The following is a 16,603-nucleotide window of genomic DNA, read 5'->3' on the forward strand; positions in this document are numbered from 1 at the left end:
CATCCTCACTAAATCTTCTGCATAATCTTATTTCTATTTTTCCGGAAAATATAATAACCTAAAAAATAAATCACCACAGCCCATACAACCATACGAAAAATTTCTTCGAAGGAAGGAAGTCTTCCCTGCATAATAATGCTTCTCATAGAATCTATATAGTTAAAAATAGGGTTTATTTCTATGATTTTTCTAATGATTCCTTCCAGTCTTTCTACAGGATAAAAAATTGCAGAACAATACATCCATAACGTTAATAGAACAGAATAAAGGTGTTTCACATCCCCAAAGAATACATACGCCCATGCTAAAATAAATGAAATCCCCATTGTAAAAACCAGTAAAAAAAACACGATAATCGGAAAGAAAAACATTGTTAAATTTGGTTTTACTTGAAATACAAGAAGCATCACAACATATGCCATCATGGAATATCCTAAATTCACCAGAGCTGTATATATCCTTGCAAGAATAAAAATTTCCATCGGTAGCTTTACCTTAATCAACATCATCTTATTGTCAACTAAAGCAGTCATAGCAGCATTTGTCGCTCCAGTAAACAGTTGCCATAAAATAAAACCTGTCAAATAATATATTGGGTAATTATCAATAGAACGTTTAAATAATTGTGAAAAGATTAAGGAAATAACCGCCATTGATAAAAGCGGGTTCAGTACACTCCACAATATCCCCAGATAGGATCTGGAATACTTTCGTTTAATTTCCCTTGAGGTCAGCTCTCGAATCACAAAAAAATATTGTTTTCTTCTCTCTGCTTTTTCTTTTTTGCCTTGTTCTTTTCTAGGATTCGTTTTTCTCGTTTCTGCCATTTTCTTTTCTCCACATATACATCTGCCTTATATAAAGCAGGTATTTATACATACTGTACTGTATGAGATGGTATCCCGGCCGCTTTGTACAGCGTACTGCGCTTCCTTCATACCACGCGCTTTCTTTTATCTCTTTTTTCCGTATACCCGACAGTGCAAGCGCCTTACTGACCACATGATTTTCCCTCAATTCTCTGCGGTTCATCTTTACAGCCAAGGGACGGTTTCCATATTCCAGCACATCATCACAAAAAGACAGGTTGCCGTATCTTTTAGCCTCCGCCCTCGTCGGCCTTGTCATAAAAAGCTTCAATATCTTTTTTAAACTTTTTTTTGCCTCTTCACAGTCTATATTCTCTAAGCTTTCTGTCTCTTTTGCCGCCTGTCCTATATAGCCTGCCAGGGTTGTTTCCAAGGATTCTAAATATGCCTTTCTTTCCGGCGTAATCTCCCCGTATACCGGCACATACTTTCCTTCTTTTTTCTCGTATCCGAGCGTCATTCCATGGGGCGCGCTGAAAAGGACTTCAAACACATTATTGTTGAAATTTACCTTTTCACGAAGCTGTCCTTCCGGACTAAAATAGAAACAGTGGTACGTATTTCTCTTCACTTTCTTTGGCAGCTCATACAGCCCAAAATAATATCCTTCCAGTTCTTCTGTACGTCCTATATGCCTTAAAGCTTCCTGCAAAGTTTTCTGCATGGAACCTACCCAGCCGCTGTCCACCACCGCATCCGAAACACCATCTAAGAATCCTTCCTGGGTAAGATAGCCCTTAAGCGCCGGCAGCGCTTCCCTGGAATGTTTCCGCATAGCTTCCATAAAGACATCCAAGCTTTGCAGTGCTTTTTTTATCTCCTTTAGCTGCGCATAAGAGACTGCCGTTTTTCCTTCTTTTCCCAGCTCCTTCAATACCGCTTCCTTTTCCCCCTGCTCCAGTCCGGCGCGATTTAAAAGATGTTCCATATCAAGCCCTATGCTGTCCCTGCAGATATACTCCAGGGCATCTCTTTCATTCAAATGAAACATAGGAAGGCGCAGACAGTAGCGGGAGCAGCTTATATACCGGCAGTCCATGTCTAATTTCCATTTTTCCTTATAAACCAATGCTGCTTTATACATAAAATATCCATCTCTTGCCAGGAAATACAGTCTCTTTTTTCCGCTTTTAACAGCTTCTTTTAAAACCCATATGACAAATACATTGAGTACAGGCCCCAGAACATACTTCTCTGATTCTAAAAAGTTCCCCTTTGGCTCTGCACCGCTTTTTTCGTCTGCTGTCCCGAAACTGCCGGAAGGACAATATAATCTCTTTTCCTCTAAATATTTCTTATATAACTTAAGTCTTTCCTCTTCTCTCTGCATCCAGAGTGCCATGCTTTCTCCTCCTGCATATTTGCCGTATGGTTTTTATACCGAGAATCCCGCCTGCCAGAGGTCTGAACACATAAGGTATATGGGCAGGCGTCAAAAGCCCCAGCCTTTGAAATCCCTGATACCGTATCTGCATTTCACGGAAACGGTATTTCATCCTTCTTTTGGCATAGCTTTTCCTGTCTTCCCTGTACAAAAGAAGGGGCTCCTGTATGTTATATCCACAGAGTCCGTCTGCGTGCAGCCGCATAAACAATTCATAGTCCTCACACCTTTTGGTCAGCCGCGAAACAAGATACCCGCCTGCCTGCTCTAAAATCTTTCTTCGGAACATCACGGAAGGGTGGATATACGGTGAATATTTTAAAAAATCCTCTGCTTTTGGCGTTTCCGGCATACTATCTTTTCCCCATATACCGGTGTCATCTATCAGGCCGGCGTTTGTCCCCGCCCATCCATACTCCGGATGCTCCTCCAAAAACTGATATTGCCGTTCTAACCGTTCGGGCAAGGAAATATCGTCGTCATCCATCCGCGCGATATACGTTCCTTTGGCCTGTCTGATACATTGGTTTAAGGCGAAGGCAAGTCCTTTATTTTCCTTATTCCGAATCCACCGGATCCTTGTATCTCTTCTGGAAATCTGATATATTTTTTCTGCATACTGTTCCTTTGAACCATCGTCATATAAAATCATCTCCCATTCTTTAAAGGACTGCTCCTGTATAGACTTGACAGACGCATTCAGCTTCTTTTCATCCGGATTGTACACACCTATGATGACCGATATTTTTTTCTCCATCTTCTATTCCCCGATATATTGCTTCCATCTGACTTCTCGTTTTGTCTGTTGAAAATCTTCTTACAGACTCCCTGCACCAGACGCACATTTCCGCTTTTTCTGTCTCTTCCAGATTTTCTATATATTCCAGCCCCTGTATAAAACTGTCTGTATTCAGGCTTGGACAGACATACCCGTTTTTCTTATGCTTCATATATTCTCGGGTTCCTCTATTATCTGAGGCAACGACCGGAATTCCCATAGAAAGGGCTTCCAGCGCCGCCATCCCAAGTCCTTCGCGCTTTGATGGAAATACAAAACAATCCGCACTCCCCACAACCTTGCGGACATCCATCTGGTACCCGTACAGTTTTACATTTTCGTTAAGTCCCAGCTCTTCTATCCAGCTCTTTATTCTGTTATAAAAAAATCCATCTCCGCAGATTCCATATAGATAATTGGAAATATCCTTTCCTCTCTCTTTCATCTCTTTCAATGCTTCCAGAACTAGACGCTGGTTCTTGTTCTCATTCAGCTCTCCGGCAGTTACAAAGAAAAATTTCCCCTGCGTTCCCAGCTCTCTTCTGTTCTTTTTCTTCTCTTCTTCAAAAAGCGGAGAAAAAAACGCTCTGTCCAGCCCAACGCCGGAAATTTTATACACCCTTCCTCCCTGCTTCAGCCGGAATTTTTTTGCCCTGTCATAGTCCTCCTGATTGATGGTGATTAGGACATCCGTATACTTTGCCAGCAGCCGTTCAACCAGGTAATAGACTGTATTATTAAGCAAGGGAGCTCCTTTATAAAAATGGAAGCCATGTGCCGTATAGATAATCTGTAATCTTCTGTTATGAAAATATCTTCCTGCCAGACGTCCCAGTACGCCTCCCACCGGCGTATGGCAATGAATTGCGGAAATCTGAAAGGTATCAATTATATCTAAAAGCTGCGCAAATGCTTTTTTATTTTCCCGTATCATATAAGGAGATCTTTCAATATCAATATGATGTGTTTTTATCCCCATCCTGCATAAATCTGTTTCATCGAACAGATAATGCTGTTCCCTCATATTTGCAGCGTAATGTACCGTATATCCCAGTTCTTTTAAAATTTCCACATCATCTGTCTCAAACTTTTTTAAAAAACCACTGACCGTAGCCAGAATCAATATATTTTTATTCATAGAATCTAAAACCTCTTCGGGGGAAGGAAAACCGCCTGTTATGGTTCTACCCCCCCCCCCCTAAAAATTTTTTACTTTCTATTTAGTATTTCCTCAAACAGAATAATATATGATATGAAATCACATTCTTATACATTATATGCTTTATATTAGCATATTGTCAACAAAATATGCTTTTATATATCATATTTCAACATATCTAATGCTTTATAATGTCTAACAAGAGGTGATGACGTGTACGAAAAAGAATTTTCCAAAAGATTATCTGAGTTGCGGATCCAAAAAGGTGTATCAGCGCGGGATATGAGTTTATCACTAGGGCAGAATTCCGGCTATATCAACCATATCGAAAACCGGCAGGCACTTCCTTCTATGGCAGTGTTTTTCAATATCTGCGAATATTTCAACCTGACTCCTTCCCAGTTTTTTGATATAAGCTGCCAACAGCCAAGTCTCATCACGGAAATCATGGCAGACTTAAAACATCTGACCCCAGAACAGCTTCATTGTCTCGCAGTTATCATTCACGGAATCGCCGCAAAATAAAAAGACTTTACATTTGGTTCCAGATCCATATCTATTCCAAATATAAAGTCTTTTTATTCCTTATTTTATTTTTTACAGCAAACCAAGATGTTCCAATAAAATTTTTACGCCGAGTACAATTAAAATAATTCCGCCCGCCAGCTCCGCTTTTGCCTTGTATCTTGTTCCGAAAAGATTCCCTATTTTTACACCTGCTGCCGAGATCACAAAGGTTGTCAGCCCAATAAAACAGACTGCCCAGCCAATATGTACATTCAAGAATGCAAATGTAATGCCGATTGCCAGCGCGTCAATGCTCGTCGCTACTGCAAGAACAAACATTGTTTTCATATCAATCGCAGCGTTTGCCCCCTCGCTGTCATCCTCTCTGGAAAACGATTCGCGAACCATATTTACGCCGATAATTACCAACAGTACAAATGCAATCCAGTGATCAATTGCTGTAATTTTGTCTCGAAACTGAAATCCAAGAAAATACCCCACTAGCGGCATAAGTGCCTGAAAGCCTCCAAACCACCCTCCTACTATCAGCATCGCTTTCTTGGACAGCTTTGGCATTGCCAGCCCCTTACAGACAGAAACAGCAAACGCATCCATCGATAATCCCACTGCCAGAATAAATAATTCTGCAATTCCCACTTATGTTTCCTCCTGTGTACCTTATTCTTTCTTAGTTCTTCTGTATTCTTCCGCCAGTTCTTCCCAGTACTGCCTGTCCGCTTCTGTGATTTTGCGGATAACCTTACAGGGGTTTCCCGCCGCTATCACTCCAGAAGGAATATCTTTCGTCACAACAGAGCCTGAGCCAATCACTACGTTGTCTCCTATCGTCACTCCTGGATTCACCACCGTATTGCCGCCAATCCATACACTGTTTCCAATTTTCACTTTTTTTCCAAACTCCAGCTGCGTATTACGCACACCTGCATCTATCGGATGTCCCGCTGTATAGATACAGACTCTTGGAGCCAAAAATACATTATCGCCAATCTCTACATCACACACATCTAAAATAATACAGTCATAATTGGCATAAAAATTTTCTCCCACGGAAATATGGCATCCATAATCACAGCGAAACGGAGGTTCTATCCATATATTCTCTCCTGTCTTTTTGAACAGTTCCTTTATCAACTGAATCCGAAGCTTACTATCCTCCTCCGTAGACTGGTTTAACAGTCTTGTCAACCTTCTGGAACGTTTCGCATCCTTCGCCAGCTCTTTATCATCTGCAATATACAATTTCCCTGCCAGCATTCGTTCTTTCTCTGTCATCTCTTCTCCCTCTTCTGCTCTTTCTTTTGATTTGCAATCTCCTGCCACTCTACATCTGGATGGTGGTACTGCTTTCTTCCTCTTAAAATAGGCATAGAAACGGTATGCGCCTGTTTGGGACACCAATGATAGCATGCATAACATGCAGTACAGCAATTCCCATGTACTGCTTTTCCATTTTTTATCTGAATATTACCCGTCGGGCAAATCTTTTCGCAAATTCCACATCCTGTACATTTCTTATCATCCGGATATGGTTTCATCACTGCGCTGGCCATCCCTTGTCTGTAAAACCAAGAGCCAGTCACAAAGTCTGGTTTCACGCTGCCCGCATAATGTTTTTGCATACCTCTTCTTTTATCTGAAAGAAATTTTTGATTTACGCTTTTTGTGTTTTTCTGAATATCTTTTATAATGCCTTCTAATCTTTCAGGTGCTTTCTTAAGCTTTTCCGTCTCTTTTGCCTTTTTCCCAGGAATGCAGTTCCCTGGCATTGGCAGGTCAAACACAGCAGACAGCTTCGTATGCTTCATCTGAAGAACCTTCTCTAAATTTTTAGCTGCTTTTCCATTTTTTCCACTGCTTGATGTAAACACTGCAAAAATATATTTAGGGTTTTTAAATGACAGCTCCAGCAAAAATGCTTTTACAACCCAGGGGAGATCATTCATATAGACTGGAAACACAAATCCAATCCTATCATCTTCTATCTGTATAGCTTTGTCCGCCGCATATTCCATGATCCCATGACATTCACCCAAAAAACGGTTCGCTATTTTTTTTGCCGCCCAGAGAGTATTACCTGTTCCACTAAAATAAAAAACAATCATTATTTTTTCCTCTTAATAGGAAGCTGCAAATTTACTCCAAAAGGATTGATCACAACCCCCTTTGCCTCTGGTACAAGAATATTAAGAAGCTTATCTGCTTTTATAACCGCAGATTTAAACTTCTGTTCCCTGTTAAATTTCTGAAATTCTATAACATCCGTAAAAATCGGCTGAAATGACGTCCCATCCTGTTGTTTTAACAGAGGAATTTTATTTCCTTCCTGTACTGCCGCAATGTAAGTCCCTCTCTGGAAATTTGAAAGAATCTCCTCTTGAAGTTCCTTCATTTCTTCTGTCAGCTCCGGCTTCTTATGTCTGCGCATTTCCTGCATAAAATAGAGTGACGTCAGATGCAATCCTGGGTTTTCTACCCAGACCTTCCCTTCTGGAAGATGGTTTATGTCTCCCCTCTTTACCAGCTCTTCTAACTGAATCGCTGTTCTTTTCTCTTCCTTATTTTCAAACGCAAGGCAATTTATCCCCATTGTATATAAGCTGGAATAAAATGGAAGTAACTGCTTCTTTCCCACTTTCCCTACATTGACCGGCTGATTTTCATTTCTGTATTTTTCTGCACATTTTTTTGCCGTTTCCAGATCATTAAACAGAAAAATCTTATCGTCGTACGTCTCAGGATCACACACTACAAACGGCATTTTCGTACATGCAGACATAAGCATGTATATTTCTTCTGAGTTACGCAAAACGCTCAATGTCTGTTTCTTTTCCTCTGTTATTACAGTCTCTTTTTGTTCGCTCATAACAAAAACCCTTTCCTTTTCATTCCCCCTGGTACCCATTGGGATTCTGGCTCTGCCATCTCCAGGAATCTTCACACATTTCTTCCAGCCCGCGTTTTGCTTCCCAATGTAATTCTTTTTTTGCCTTTGAGGCATCACAGTAACAAGTTGCAATATCACCCGGACGGCGAGGTTTGATTTCATAAGGAATCTCTTTTTTACATGCCCTTTCAAATGCCTTCACCATATCTAGTACCGAATATCCTTTTCCGGTTCCCAGATTATAGACAGATACCCCCGTCTTTTCTTTTAATTTTTCAACAGCACATACATGCCCGACTGCCAAATCTACTACATGAATATAATCTCGCACACCCGTGCCGTCTGGTGTATTATAATCATCTCCAAATACGCCCAGACATTTTAGCTTTCCGATTGCCACCTGTGAAATATACGGCATAAGATTATTGGGAATTCCTTTCGGATCTTCTCCGATTTTTCCACTCTTATGTGCTCCAATGGGATTAAAATATCGAAGAAGAACCACATTCCATTCTTTATCTGCTGTATGCAGATCTGTCAAAATCTGCTCCAACATCCATTTTGTCCATCCATACGGATTTGTACAGGTTCCCTTTGGACACTCTTCGGTAATGGGTATAAATGCAGGGTCCCCGTATACAGTCGCAGAAGAACTGAAAATAATATTTTTTACATTGTGTTTTCTCATTACATCGCAAAGTGTCAGTGTGCCATTTATATTATTGTCATAATACTCTAAAGGCTTTGCCACAGATTCCCCGACTGCTTTTAACCCCGCAAAATGAATGACTGCTTCTATATCTTCTTTTTCAAAGATTTCATCTAACCCTTCTGCGTCACGGACATCTACTTGATAAAATTTCACTGTTTTCCCTGTAATTTCTTCTATACGCTCTATTACTTTTTCTGAAGCATTATATAAATTATCCACAATTACTGCGTCATATCCTGCATTCAGCAATTCTACGCAAGTATGGCTTCCAATAAATCCGGCTCCACCGGTTACTAAAATAGACATGTTTCTACCTCCTGTCTCGAAATGATTTATTCAGTTATTCTATTCCCATAGCTTCTGTGGATATTTCCCTTCATCTTTTAATGCCTGAAGCGCCGCTGTCACCATTGGCTTGTCCTCCTTATAGGTTACACCGTACCATTTATCTTCTGTATCTAAAACAGTCACTGTCGCACGTCCACTTTCCAGAAGCTCGCTTACTACAGACGGCAGAAAATATTCACATTTCAGAGGATTCTCTTTCAAGCCTTTTTGCAAAAATGCAGGAAATCCTTCTTTTATTTCTTTCATTATACTTTTTGTAAAGCCCCACATATTTAGAGATACCAGTTTATCTCCTTCTACCGGCACCCAGGTTTTTCCGTCATCCTCTGAATAAGCGATTCCGTCTGCACGTTTTTCAATCCGAGTCCTTTCATTGATCTCTACAAGTTCCTGTTCCTCGTTTAACTCACAGATACCACGTGCCACGTATCCATTGTCTGTCATTGTATTTTTCAGGCGGTAGCCTACCATTGTATAGCGGTATTTATCATCATCCTCATGGGTAGTAAGAAATTTATAAATTGTCTCGAAAGCATGCTGTCCATAATAATCATCCGCATTGATTACTGCAAAGGGCCCGTCTATTTCGTCCTGTGCGCTTAATACAGCATGTGCCGTCCCCCAAGGCTTTACCCTGTCTTTTGGCACTTGAAACCCTTCTGGCAGGCTGTAAAGATCCTGGTATACATAAGATACATCCATCACCTTTTCAATCCGTTTTCCGATTGCTTCTTTGAAATCCTCTTCGTTTTCTTTCTTTATAATAAATATCACTTTCTCGAATCCTGCTCTTTTTGCATCAAAAATGGAAAAGTCCATAATAATATGTCCTTCCCTGTCAATCGGGTCAATCTGTTTTAAACCGCCGTATCTACTCCCCATTCCTGCTGCCATAATGATTAAAACCGGCTTCTTCATCGTAATCCTCCTTACACTTATTCTCATGTCAAAGCTTACAGCTCTTAAGCTATACAATCATACAGTAGAATTATAAACGTCATAGGAACCCTTGTCAAATTACAAAACAGGAGGGGTTTTTACTCCCCTCCTGTCGTTTATATTTCTATTGATATTTCTGCTTTTTATTCTGTCACTTTCACATACGGATTCGTTATCCAATTTCCATTCAACATTTCTTCTGCATATGACACGTAGAATTTCAGGTACATAGAATCCAGCACATCTGCGTCCGCCACATATACAAGCGTATATTCCAGCTCTTCTTGATCTGCAAGTGGTCTGTAAAGGCTGCTTTTTATTCGCTCTATCCCATCTGTATAATACATCTGGTCGATATAAATCGGGAAATTCGCCCCGTCTCCGCTTCCCCACTGTAGGGAATACCCTTCATTTGCAGGGATAAATTCAGGTCCATAACAGGAAAGTCCTCCGTCTTCTCTTTCTTCCTTTACAATCAGATCCGGTGCCAAATTCACACTTTCATTGCCCACGCCGGAAACGTTTTTTACCTTCATCTTCACTATGACATACTTAGATGATACTTCCTCTAACTTTGGCTCCTCCTCTGTCTGTCCCTCTGCTGTCATCGCATACGTATACCGAGAATGTGTTTTTAATGTACCGTCCTCATTTACCCATGGCGCAACTTCCTCATAGCTGCAGAAATTTTCGCTGGGATATTCCTCCATATCCAAGCTGTCTGCTATCTGGATGTCCTGTACCGTATACTCTATATTCTCCTCGGGGAACTCCATATTTTCCGTAAGAAATGGATTTCTGATGACATCCCCTGTCTTATAAATATTTTCAGCTGGAATTCCATATTTTATTTTTTCCGCTTTTTCTTTCTCCTGTGTCTCTTTGTCTTCCCTTTGCATTGCGAGTTCTTTTTCTATCTCTTCTTCTGTCGCATAGCTTTCGGTTTCATCCAACACTTCTATTTGCAGTCCTTTGGCAACCTTAAGCAGTTCCTCCTTTTCCAGTGTTGTCTCACTGCTTATCCAAACCATATATCCGTATTCCTCATTCGTAAGAAAAATATTGATTATCTTCTTATCTGCATCCACATAGGGCGCTTTCGCTTCTACAAATATATCCTGTCTCTGTCCGTCTATCTCGATCTCTTCTACATAATCTGACTTAGCAAAAGATTCTCTGTAAACAGAATTGCCTGTTCTCTCTCCCCAGTAGAGTTCTGCCGCATTCACCGGTACAATTGTAATTCCGCTGTCCGTATCATAATTATGCCATTTTCCGCCGTAGGCAGAAGTCTCGTCGCCATATACATATCCCTGCGGCATATAGGTAGGAGTCACCTTAATTTTATGTGCCTCCTTCTGCGCATCCACTTGTATATTATACAGTATTTTCTCTGCATTTTTTGTATCTTCTTTTATATTCACCTTTAAAAATTCATTTGCTGCAAACCCTACAAGCCCCACAGCGGCCACCATAACAGCGGCAACGACAGCCATCTTTCTTATTCTGTATGTCTTCATATACTTCATTGTCACTTTTGAATCCATACTGATTTCCTGATATGCCGCCTGTATTTTCTTTTCCACACACTCTGGAAGCTCCGCCTCTTTTTTCAAAATTTGTTTTATCTCTTTGTCTGAATATTCCTTTTTCATCTATTTACCTCCTCTCTCCTACAGCCTCTAAATGATATACTTGTCCTAATTTTTTTCGTCCTCTGGACAATCTTGTCTTCACTGTATTCTCATCCATTTCCAAGATTTGGGCAATCTCCCTGATTTTGAATCCCTCTCCGTAATAGAGAAGCAGTACAACACGGTATTTGTCATCTAAAGAATTCATTAATTCCTGAAATTCATAATTCTTAAGCTCCATACATTCTTCCCCTTGTTCAGGCAAAATTTCCAGAAGATGTTCCTTTTGATTCTGCCTTATAATATCCTTACAATTGTTTATCAAAATACGAGTCAGCCAAGTTTTAAAGTACTTTGGATTTTTTAATTTTGCGATATTATCATAACAATTCAATATAGTCTGCGATATAGCGTCTGCAATATCCTCATCCTGACGCAGATAACTCCTCGCAACTTTATACATGCTGGATTTACATAGCTCTATCAGCTCTACAAATGCCTGATCATCTCTCCTCTGTGCTCTCTTTACTAAAAATTTCAATCAAAGGTTTCCCCCTTTCTTATCTTGCAGAACCGTATCCTTACAGTATCTGTGTTCCCCTCTATTTGCCGGCGCCGTCTTTACATACATTAGACATCAGAATTTCACAAATAGTTTCACTCTAAAAAAGAAAAGCCGGAATACGCTCCGGCACAATGTTCTATCCTATTCTACTTTTCCAATACGATTTTCTTACCCAAGGACATATACGTAAAGGTTCCCGCTGTCAGCAAAATCCCCTTTTCATCTGTAATATCTACTCTATAGACAAGAAGTTTTTTTCCTTTTTTTATCTCCTTTGCTTCAGCCACTGCCTCCTTAATTCCTATTCCTGCACGCAGATAACGGATATCTGCATCCACTGTCGTCACCTGTTCACCATGTGATGCTGCCGCGGAACCACCTGTAATGTCAGCCAGTGTAAAAAGACAGCCTCCATGCATAGAACCAATCGGATTTAACAGTGCATCTGAGACTATTAATTTCGCGCGGGCATACCCTTCTTTGATTTCTATAATTTCAACACCTACCATATCCCCGAACGCATTCTGAGACATTCTTATTTTCTTTAACAATTCATAATCCATTTCTTGATATTCTCCTTCATTTGCTCTTTGGTGACAGCAATGGCTGTATATAAATTTAAAACCCATATTATTTCTTTTTCCTAATATTAACACACAGAAAATACTCCTGCAAGTAAAGCAGCCTTAGACACTTCCATTCTTTGCCTTAACAGAAAAACGGATGACGTTCCATTTTCTTCGTCATCCGTTTTCCCTCTGTTTCTACACAATTGCAGCGAAAATATCTAACAGTTCTACTGTATTTTTTACATGGAAATCTGCCGCACTTAAAATTTTACTGTCGCCAATTCCAATACAACACATTCCACATGCATGTGCTGCCTCTATTCCGGCTTTTGCATCTTCGACAACAATACATTTCTCATAAGAAATCCCGAGTTTCTTCGCCGCCGTCTGAAATACTTCTGGATGCGGCTTCGCATACTTTATGTCGTTCCCATCTACAATCTCGTCGAACAGTTCCACCATTCCCAGTCTTTCGAGTATCATACCGGCGCTTTTGCTGGCCGACCCCAACGCGATCTTACATCCTTGTATTTTCAACCATTTAATAAGCTCTACAATTCCAGGCAGTATCTCTGAAGGCCTCATATCCACAAGCAGCTCCAGATAATATGCATTTTTCTGTTCTGCAAGTAATCGTTTTCTTTCCTGGGAGCAGTTTTCTATTCCTCCTATCTCCAATATAATATCCAGTGACTCCATGCGGCTTACACCTTTTAACTTTTCATTTTCTTCTATATTAAGATAAAACCCAAGTTCACCGGCTAACCTTTTCCATGCCGCATAATGATATTTTGCTGTATCTACAACTACCCCGTCTAAGTCAAAGATACATCCTCTGATTTTTTTTTCCATTCTTTTGTTTCCTCTGTATCTCTATACAATTCCAAGTTTCTTACAAAGATATATCTCCTATCCCCCACACATACATACAATGGTTCTTTTAGTTCTTGCCCGCTTTCCATAACAATTCTTTTTTCTGAAATAACAAATTGTATTTCTATTTTTCGTAGTGTCAGAATAAATGAAATTTTTTCCCATGTTTCTGGAAGACACGGCTGAATCCATATCTCTGTTCCTGTAAATTGAACACCTGCAAATCCATAAATCAAGCAGTTCCAAATGCCCCCCATAGATGCAGAATGAATTCCATCTACACTGTCATATGGATTATCATTTAAGTCAATAAACAGCGCCTTTTTAAAGAACATGTCTGCTGCCTTTTTATCTCCTATATATGCACTTGCCTGCGCGTGGGCGCAGTAACTTAATGATGAGTCATGAATGGTTCTTTTTTCATAAAACAAAACATTTTTTCTGACAACATCATCTGAAAAAAGCTTTGGGAACAGATTGAAAAGCATTACTACGTCTGCCTGTTTCAACACCTGCATATTTACAACCTCATCCCGTGAATAGTCCAACAGTATAGATTGCTTCACCTGCGTAGTTTTATATTTTTCAATCTCATTGAGGCGAGGTTTTGACAAAAATGTGTCATCCTGTGGAATAATATCACTCTTTCCAGGTTGAGGCAGATATATTTTATTTAAAAATTCTTCAAATTTTTCTAGATATTCTAAAAAATCAGTCTTTTGATTAAGCCTGTTTTGTTCTCCGTGCCCTTCCTTTTTTAGCTGTATTCCATATCTATATGCTGTTCTTACACAAAATTCTGCCATATAGTTTGTATATGCATTGTTATCTATATGTTCTGTATATTCATCTGGTCCTATCACGTCATATATACCGTATCTATGCTTTTCCTTATCCCATTTAGCACAGGACACCCAGAACTTCGCAACTTCAAATATCATTTCATACCCGCACTGTTCCATAAATTTCCTATCGCAGGTTACAGCAAAGTACTGTTCAATCGCATAGATAATATCTGCCGTCACATGATATTCTTTCTTTCCAGACCACACACGGTTCGCTTTACCTGTATGTATATTTAAAGCTGCATACTCCGGTGTTTCTTCTGCTCCTGTCTTTGCCGCCTCCCAGGGAAACATTGCTCCTTTATATCCATATTCCTTTGCCTTTTGTCGTGCCTTTTCCAAACCACGATAGCGAAACGTTAAAAGCTGCCTTGCTTTTTCAGGATATGTATAAATCAGAAATGGCAATACAAAAATTTCTGTGTCCCAGAATACATGCCCTTTATATCCTTCTCCAGTCAGTCCCTTTGCAGCAATGCTGCATTCTGCCATGTCAGGAGGCGTCATTCCGAGAATATGATACTGGCTAAAACGAATTGCCGCCTCTTTTTCCAGACTGAGCCCCTTAATACTGATACCTGTTTTTCTCCAGAAATTTTGCATCTGTTTCCTATGCATGTAGAATTGGTTCTGATACCCCGCGTTTACAAAACCTTCTATATACTGGCGGGCCTGACAATCGTCTGCTTCTCCTTTCTGATATATGTAGACCGCTTTCTCTATCTCTATATCTGTCTCTTCTGTAAAACTGTATATACCATATATACTTCTGCGCTTTAACGTAAAGTCTTTTTTTGCCACAGTCCCCATTTTTGCTGTACATGCTGTTAATACAGTTACTACATTATCTTGTAATTCGCCTCTGCTTTCCATCACTTCTCTGTCATATACTCTTTCTGTAACAGAATGAAAATGAGAAACTCCACTATTTGTAATCTGCCCGTTAATTCCTGTCGTAATTTTTATATTCCTGCTGATTCCATTTCGTATATGTACCCGATAAGACTGCATAAACAGGTGCCTGTTGTCTATTGAGGCAAACCTTTTTACTTCTATTTCTACTAAAATTTCTGAGGAGAGTTCGAATACATAAGAAAGCCTAAGTTCTCCGCTTAAAATATCTATCTTCCTTGTACAAAAGTGTAATTTTGTGCTGTCTGTATGGATTTTTTCTCCGTCGATCTCAATTCCAAACCATGTAATGTCAGGACAATTCACTAACTCTGTCACCTCATTCTCATACGCCTTGTCAAAAACTCCGCATAAAAACATACCTCTGCTCTCTTCAATGGAAAAAAAAGGATGCGCTGCACGTACCCCCATATATCCATTGCACTGTGCAAAAATGGATTCTGTTTTCAACTCATATAACGGCGCATAAGAATTTTCTGTCAGCCACAGTCTGTTTTTCTCTTTCTCTATCTCATAATGTTTCATAGCCGCACACTCCATTCTTTACTCCATCCCCCCGAAGAGAACAGGCAGCCCTGTCTCTGCTGCTTCATACAAAAGACCTATAAGCCTCTGAATATACGTACCCTGTTGTGGTTTTACAAGCAGGGGTTCTCTGCCTAAACATGCTTGCACAAAATTTCTGTCCAGTTCCATGTGCAAATCCTTTTGCCCAATAAAAGGATATGTTTTATCATAGGGGTGCCCCGCTTCTTCCCCATACATTTCTAAAGGAAACAGCTGCGCTCCACATTTATCTCCATACAGTAAAATATTTTTAATGTCCCTCTCTTTCTGGTTCAGGGCAAAAGACGTCTGAATCTCCAGGCTGCGTCCATCTTTAAACTTCACAAATCCAAACAGCGCGTCCTCTATTGTAAATTTTTCCGGCTTCCATTCTCCCATCAACCCACTGTGATAGTTTTTCCCTATACGACTGCTGGAGGTCGCACAGACATACTCTATACGAGGGTAATTCAACAAGTATAATGCGCTGTCTAATACATGCGCTCCTATATCTATCAGAGGCCCTCCTCCTTGTATTTCTCTGTCGATAAAATTTCCCCATCCAGGAATGCCCCGTCTTCTCCTCCACTTCACCTCCACATGGTAGATCTCTCCTAACATGTTCTGTTCTATCGCCCGATGCAGAAATTGTACCTCTTCACTGCTTCGCAGATGAAATCCATAGGATAACAAACATTTCTTTTCGCACGCCTTCTTCTCCATTTGTTCTGCCTCTTCTACTGTAATAGCCGGCGGCTTTTCACAAAACACATGGCATCCTCTGTCTAAAGCCTCCATTACGGTCTGATAATGAAATTTATTTGGAACACAGACTGTTACCGCATCTGGTCTTAGTTCTCTTAACATTTTTGTACTCGAGTCGAAAAAATGCGGAATATGAAATGTATCTGCCACTTTGTGTGCAGCTTCTAACCGGACATCACAGATTCCCACCAATTCTACCTCCGGCATTGATATATAATTGGGAATATGTGTTACCTTTGCTATCTGTCCTGCTCCAATAAGCGCCATTCTTAAATGTTTCATCTATCTGTCTC

At 40.1% G+C, this 16,603-nt stretch carries 17 protein-coding genes; 1 reads left to right on the forward strand and 16 read right to left on the reverse strand.

Features of this window, described 5'->3' with window-relative positions:
* Window positions 1–8: 8 nt before the first annotated feature.
* The 4 genes from ACZ5C4_RS12555 to ACZ5C4_RS12570 are packed head-to-tail and all read right to left on the reverse strand — an operon-like array spanning window position 9 to window position 4,169.
* Window positions 9–827, reverse strand: a complete 819-nt coding sequence (locus ACZ5C4_RS12555) for an ABC transporter permease (protein ID WP_464521295.1) — start codon at window positions 825–827, stop codon at window positions 9–11.
* On the reverse strand, window positions 799–2,211 hold the full coding sequence (locus ACZ5C4_RS12560) for a hypothetical protein (protein ID WP_464521296.1): 1,413 nt from the start codon (window positions 2,209–2,211) through the stop codon (window positions 799–801). The genes ACZ5C4_RS12555 and ACZ5C4_RS12560 overlap by 29 nt, the downstream gene beginning before the upstream one ends.
* Window positions 2,174–3,010: a glycosyltransferase gene (locus tag ACZ5C4_RS12565; RefSeq protein WP_464521297.1), complete on the reverse strand. Its 837-nt coding sequence runs from the start codon at window positions 3,008–3,010 to the stop codon at window positions 2,174–2,176. The genes ACZ5C4_RS12560 and ACZ5C4_RS12565 overlap by 38 nt, the downstream gene beginning before the upstream one ends.
* The gene (locus ACZ5C4_RS12570; protein WP_464521298.1) at window positions 2,964–4,169 is read right to left on the reverse strand and encodes a glycosyltransferase family 4 protein; all 1,206 of its coding nucleotides are present in this window, start codon (window positions 4,167–4,169) and stop codon (window positions 2,964–2,966) included. The genes ACZ5C4_RS12565 and ACZ5C4_RS12570 overlap by 47 nt, the downstream gene beginning before the upstream one ends.
* 234 nt (window positions 4,170–4,403) lie before the next feature.
* Between ACZ5C4_RS12570 and ACZ5C4_RS12575 the strand changes: the two genes are divergently transcribed.
* Window positions 4,404–4,715: a helix-turn-helix domain-containing protein gene (locus ACZ5C4_RS12575; protein ID WP_464521299.1), complete on the forward strand. Its 312-nt coding sequence runs from the start codon at window positions 4,404–4,406 to the stop codon at window positions 4,713–4,715.
* A gap of 72 nt (window positions 4,716–4,787) precedes the next feature.
* Here ACZ5C4_RS12575 and ACZ5C4_RS12580 read toward each other — a convergent pair whose 3' ends face one another.
* The 12 genes from ACZ5C4_RS12580 to ACZ5C4_RS12635 form a co-directional block, all read right to left on the reverse strand.
* Complete coding sequence (locus ACZ5C4_RS12580; protein ID WP_464521300.1) at window positions 4,788–5,354, reverse strand: manganese efflux pump MntP; 567 nt, start codon at window positions 5,352–5,354, stop codon at window positions 4,788–4,790.
* Between the two features lie 21 nt (window positions 5,355–5,375).
* Window positions 5,376–5,990 carry a sugar O-acetyltransferase gene (locus tag ACZ5C4_RS12585; protein WP_464521301.1) on the reverse strand — a complete coding sequence of 205 codons (615 nt, stop codon included), beginning with the start codon at window positions 5,988–5,990 and terminating at the stop codon, window positions 5,376–5,378.
* Complete coding sequence (locus tag ACZ5C4_RS12590) at window positions 5,987–6,820, reverse strand: EFR1 family ferrodoxin (RefSeq protein ID WP_464521302.1); 834 nt, start codon at window positions 6,818–6,820, stop codon at window positions 5,987–5,989. Before ACZ5C4_RS12590 ends, ACZ5C4_RS12585 begins: the two co-directional genes overlap by 4 nt.
* Window positions 6,820–7,581 (reverse strand): SseB family protein, encoded by a 762-nt coding sequence (locus ACZ5C4_RS12595; protein ID WP_464521303.1) that lies wholly within the window; start codon window positions 7,579–7,581, stop codon window positions 6,820–6,822. Before ACZ5C4_RS12595 ends, ACZ5C4_RS12590 begins: the two co-directional genes overlap by 1 nt.
* A 19-nt stretch (window positions 7,582–7,600) precedes the next feature.
* Window positions 7,601–8,620, reverse strand: a complete 1,020-nt coding sequence (gene galE, locus ACZ5C4_RS12600; protein WP_464521304.1) for a UDP-glucose 4-epimerase GalE — start codon at window positions 8,618–8,620, stop codon at window positions 7,601–7,603.
* Window positions 8,621–8,659: 39 nt separating this feature from the next.
* The gene (locus tag ACZ5C4_RS12605; RefSeq protein ID WP_464521305.1) at window positions 8,660–9,580 is read right to left on the reverse strand and encodes a nucleotidyltransferase family protein; all 921 of its coding nucleotides are present in this window, start codon (window positions 9,578–9,580) and stop codon (window positions 8,660–8,662) included.
* Window positions 9,581–9,744: 164 nt separating this feature from the next.
* Window positions 9,745–11,256 (reverse strand): DUF4367 domain-containing protein, encoded by a 1,512-nt coding sequence (locus ACZ5C4_RS12610; protein ID WP_464521306.1) that lies wholly within the window; start codon window positions 11,254–11,256, stop codon window positions 9,745–9,747.
* A gap of 4 nt (window positions 11,257–11,260) precedes the next feature.
* The gene (locus tag ACZ5C4_RS12615; RefSeq protein ID WP_464521307.1) at window positions 11,261–11,776 is read right to left on the reverse strand and encodes a sigma-70 family RNA polymerase sigma factor; all 516 of its coding nucleotides are present in this window, start codon (window positions 11,774–11,776) and stop codon (window positions 11,261–11,263) included.
* A gap of 170 nt (window positions 11,777–11,946) precedes the next feature.
* Window positions 11,947–12,363 (reverse strand): PaaI family thioesterase, encoded by a 417-nt coding sequence (locus tag ACZ5C4_RS12620; protein ID WP_464521308.1) that lies wholly within the window; start codon window positions 12,361–12,363, stop codon window positions 11,947–11,949.
* A 201-nt stretch (window positions 12,364–12,564) separates the two neighbouring features.
* Complete coding sequence (pgmB, locus tag ACZ5C4_RS12625; protein ID WP_464521309.1) at window positions 12,565–13,221, reverse strand: beta-phosphoglucomutase; 657 nt, start codon at window positions 13,219–13,221, stop codon at window positions 12,565–12,567.
* Window positions 13,185–15,524, reverse strand: a complete 2,340-nt coding sequence (locus tag ACZ5C4_RS12630; protein WP_464521310.1) for a glycosyl hydrolase family 65 domain-containing protein — start codon at window positions 15,522–15,524, stop codon at window positions 13,185–13,187. The genes pgmB and ACZ5C4_RS12630 overlap by 37 nt, the downstream gene beginning before the upstream one ends.
* 18 nt (window positions 15,525–15,542) lie before the next feature.
* A complete protein-coding gene (locus ACZ5C4_RS12635) occupies window positions 15,543–16,592 on the reverse strand; it encodes a Gfo/Idh/MocA family protein (protein WP_464521311.1) in 1,050 nt (349 codons plus the stop codon).
* Window positions 16,593–16,603: the final 11 nt, after the last annotated feature.

The sequence above is a fragment of the Mediterraneibacter flintii genome (assembly GCF_055387595.1).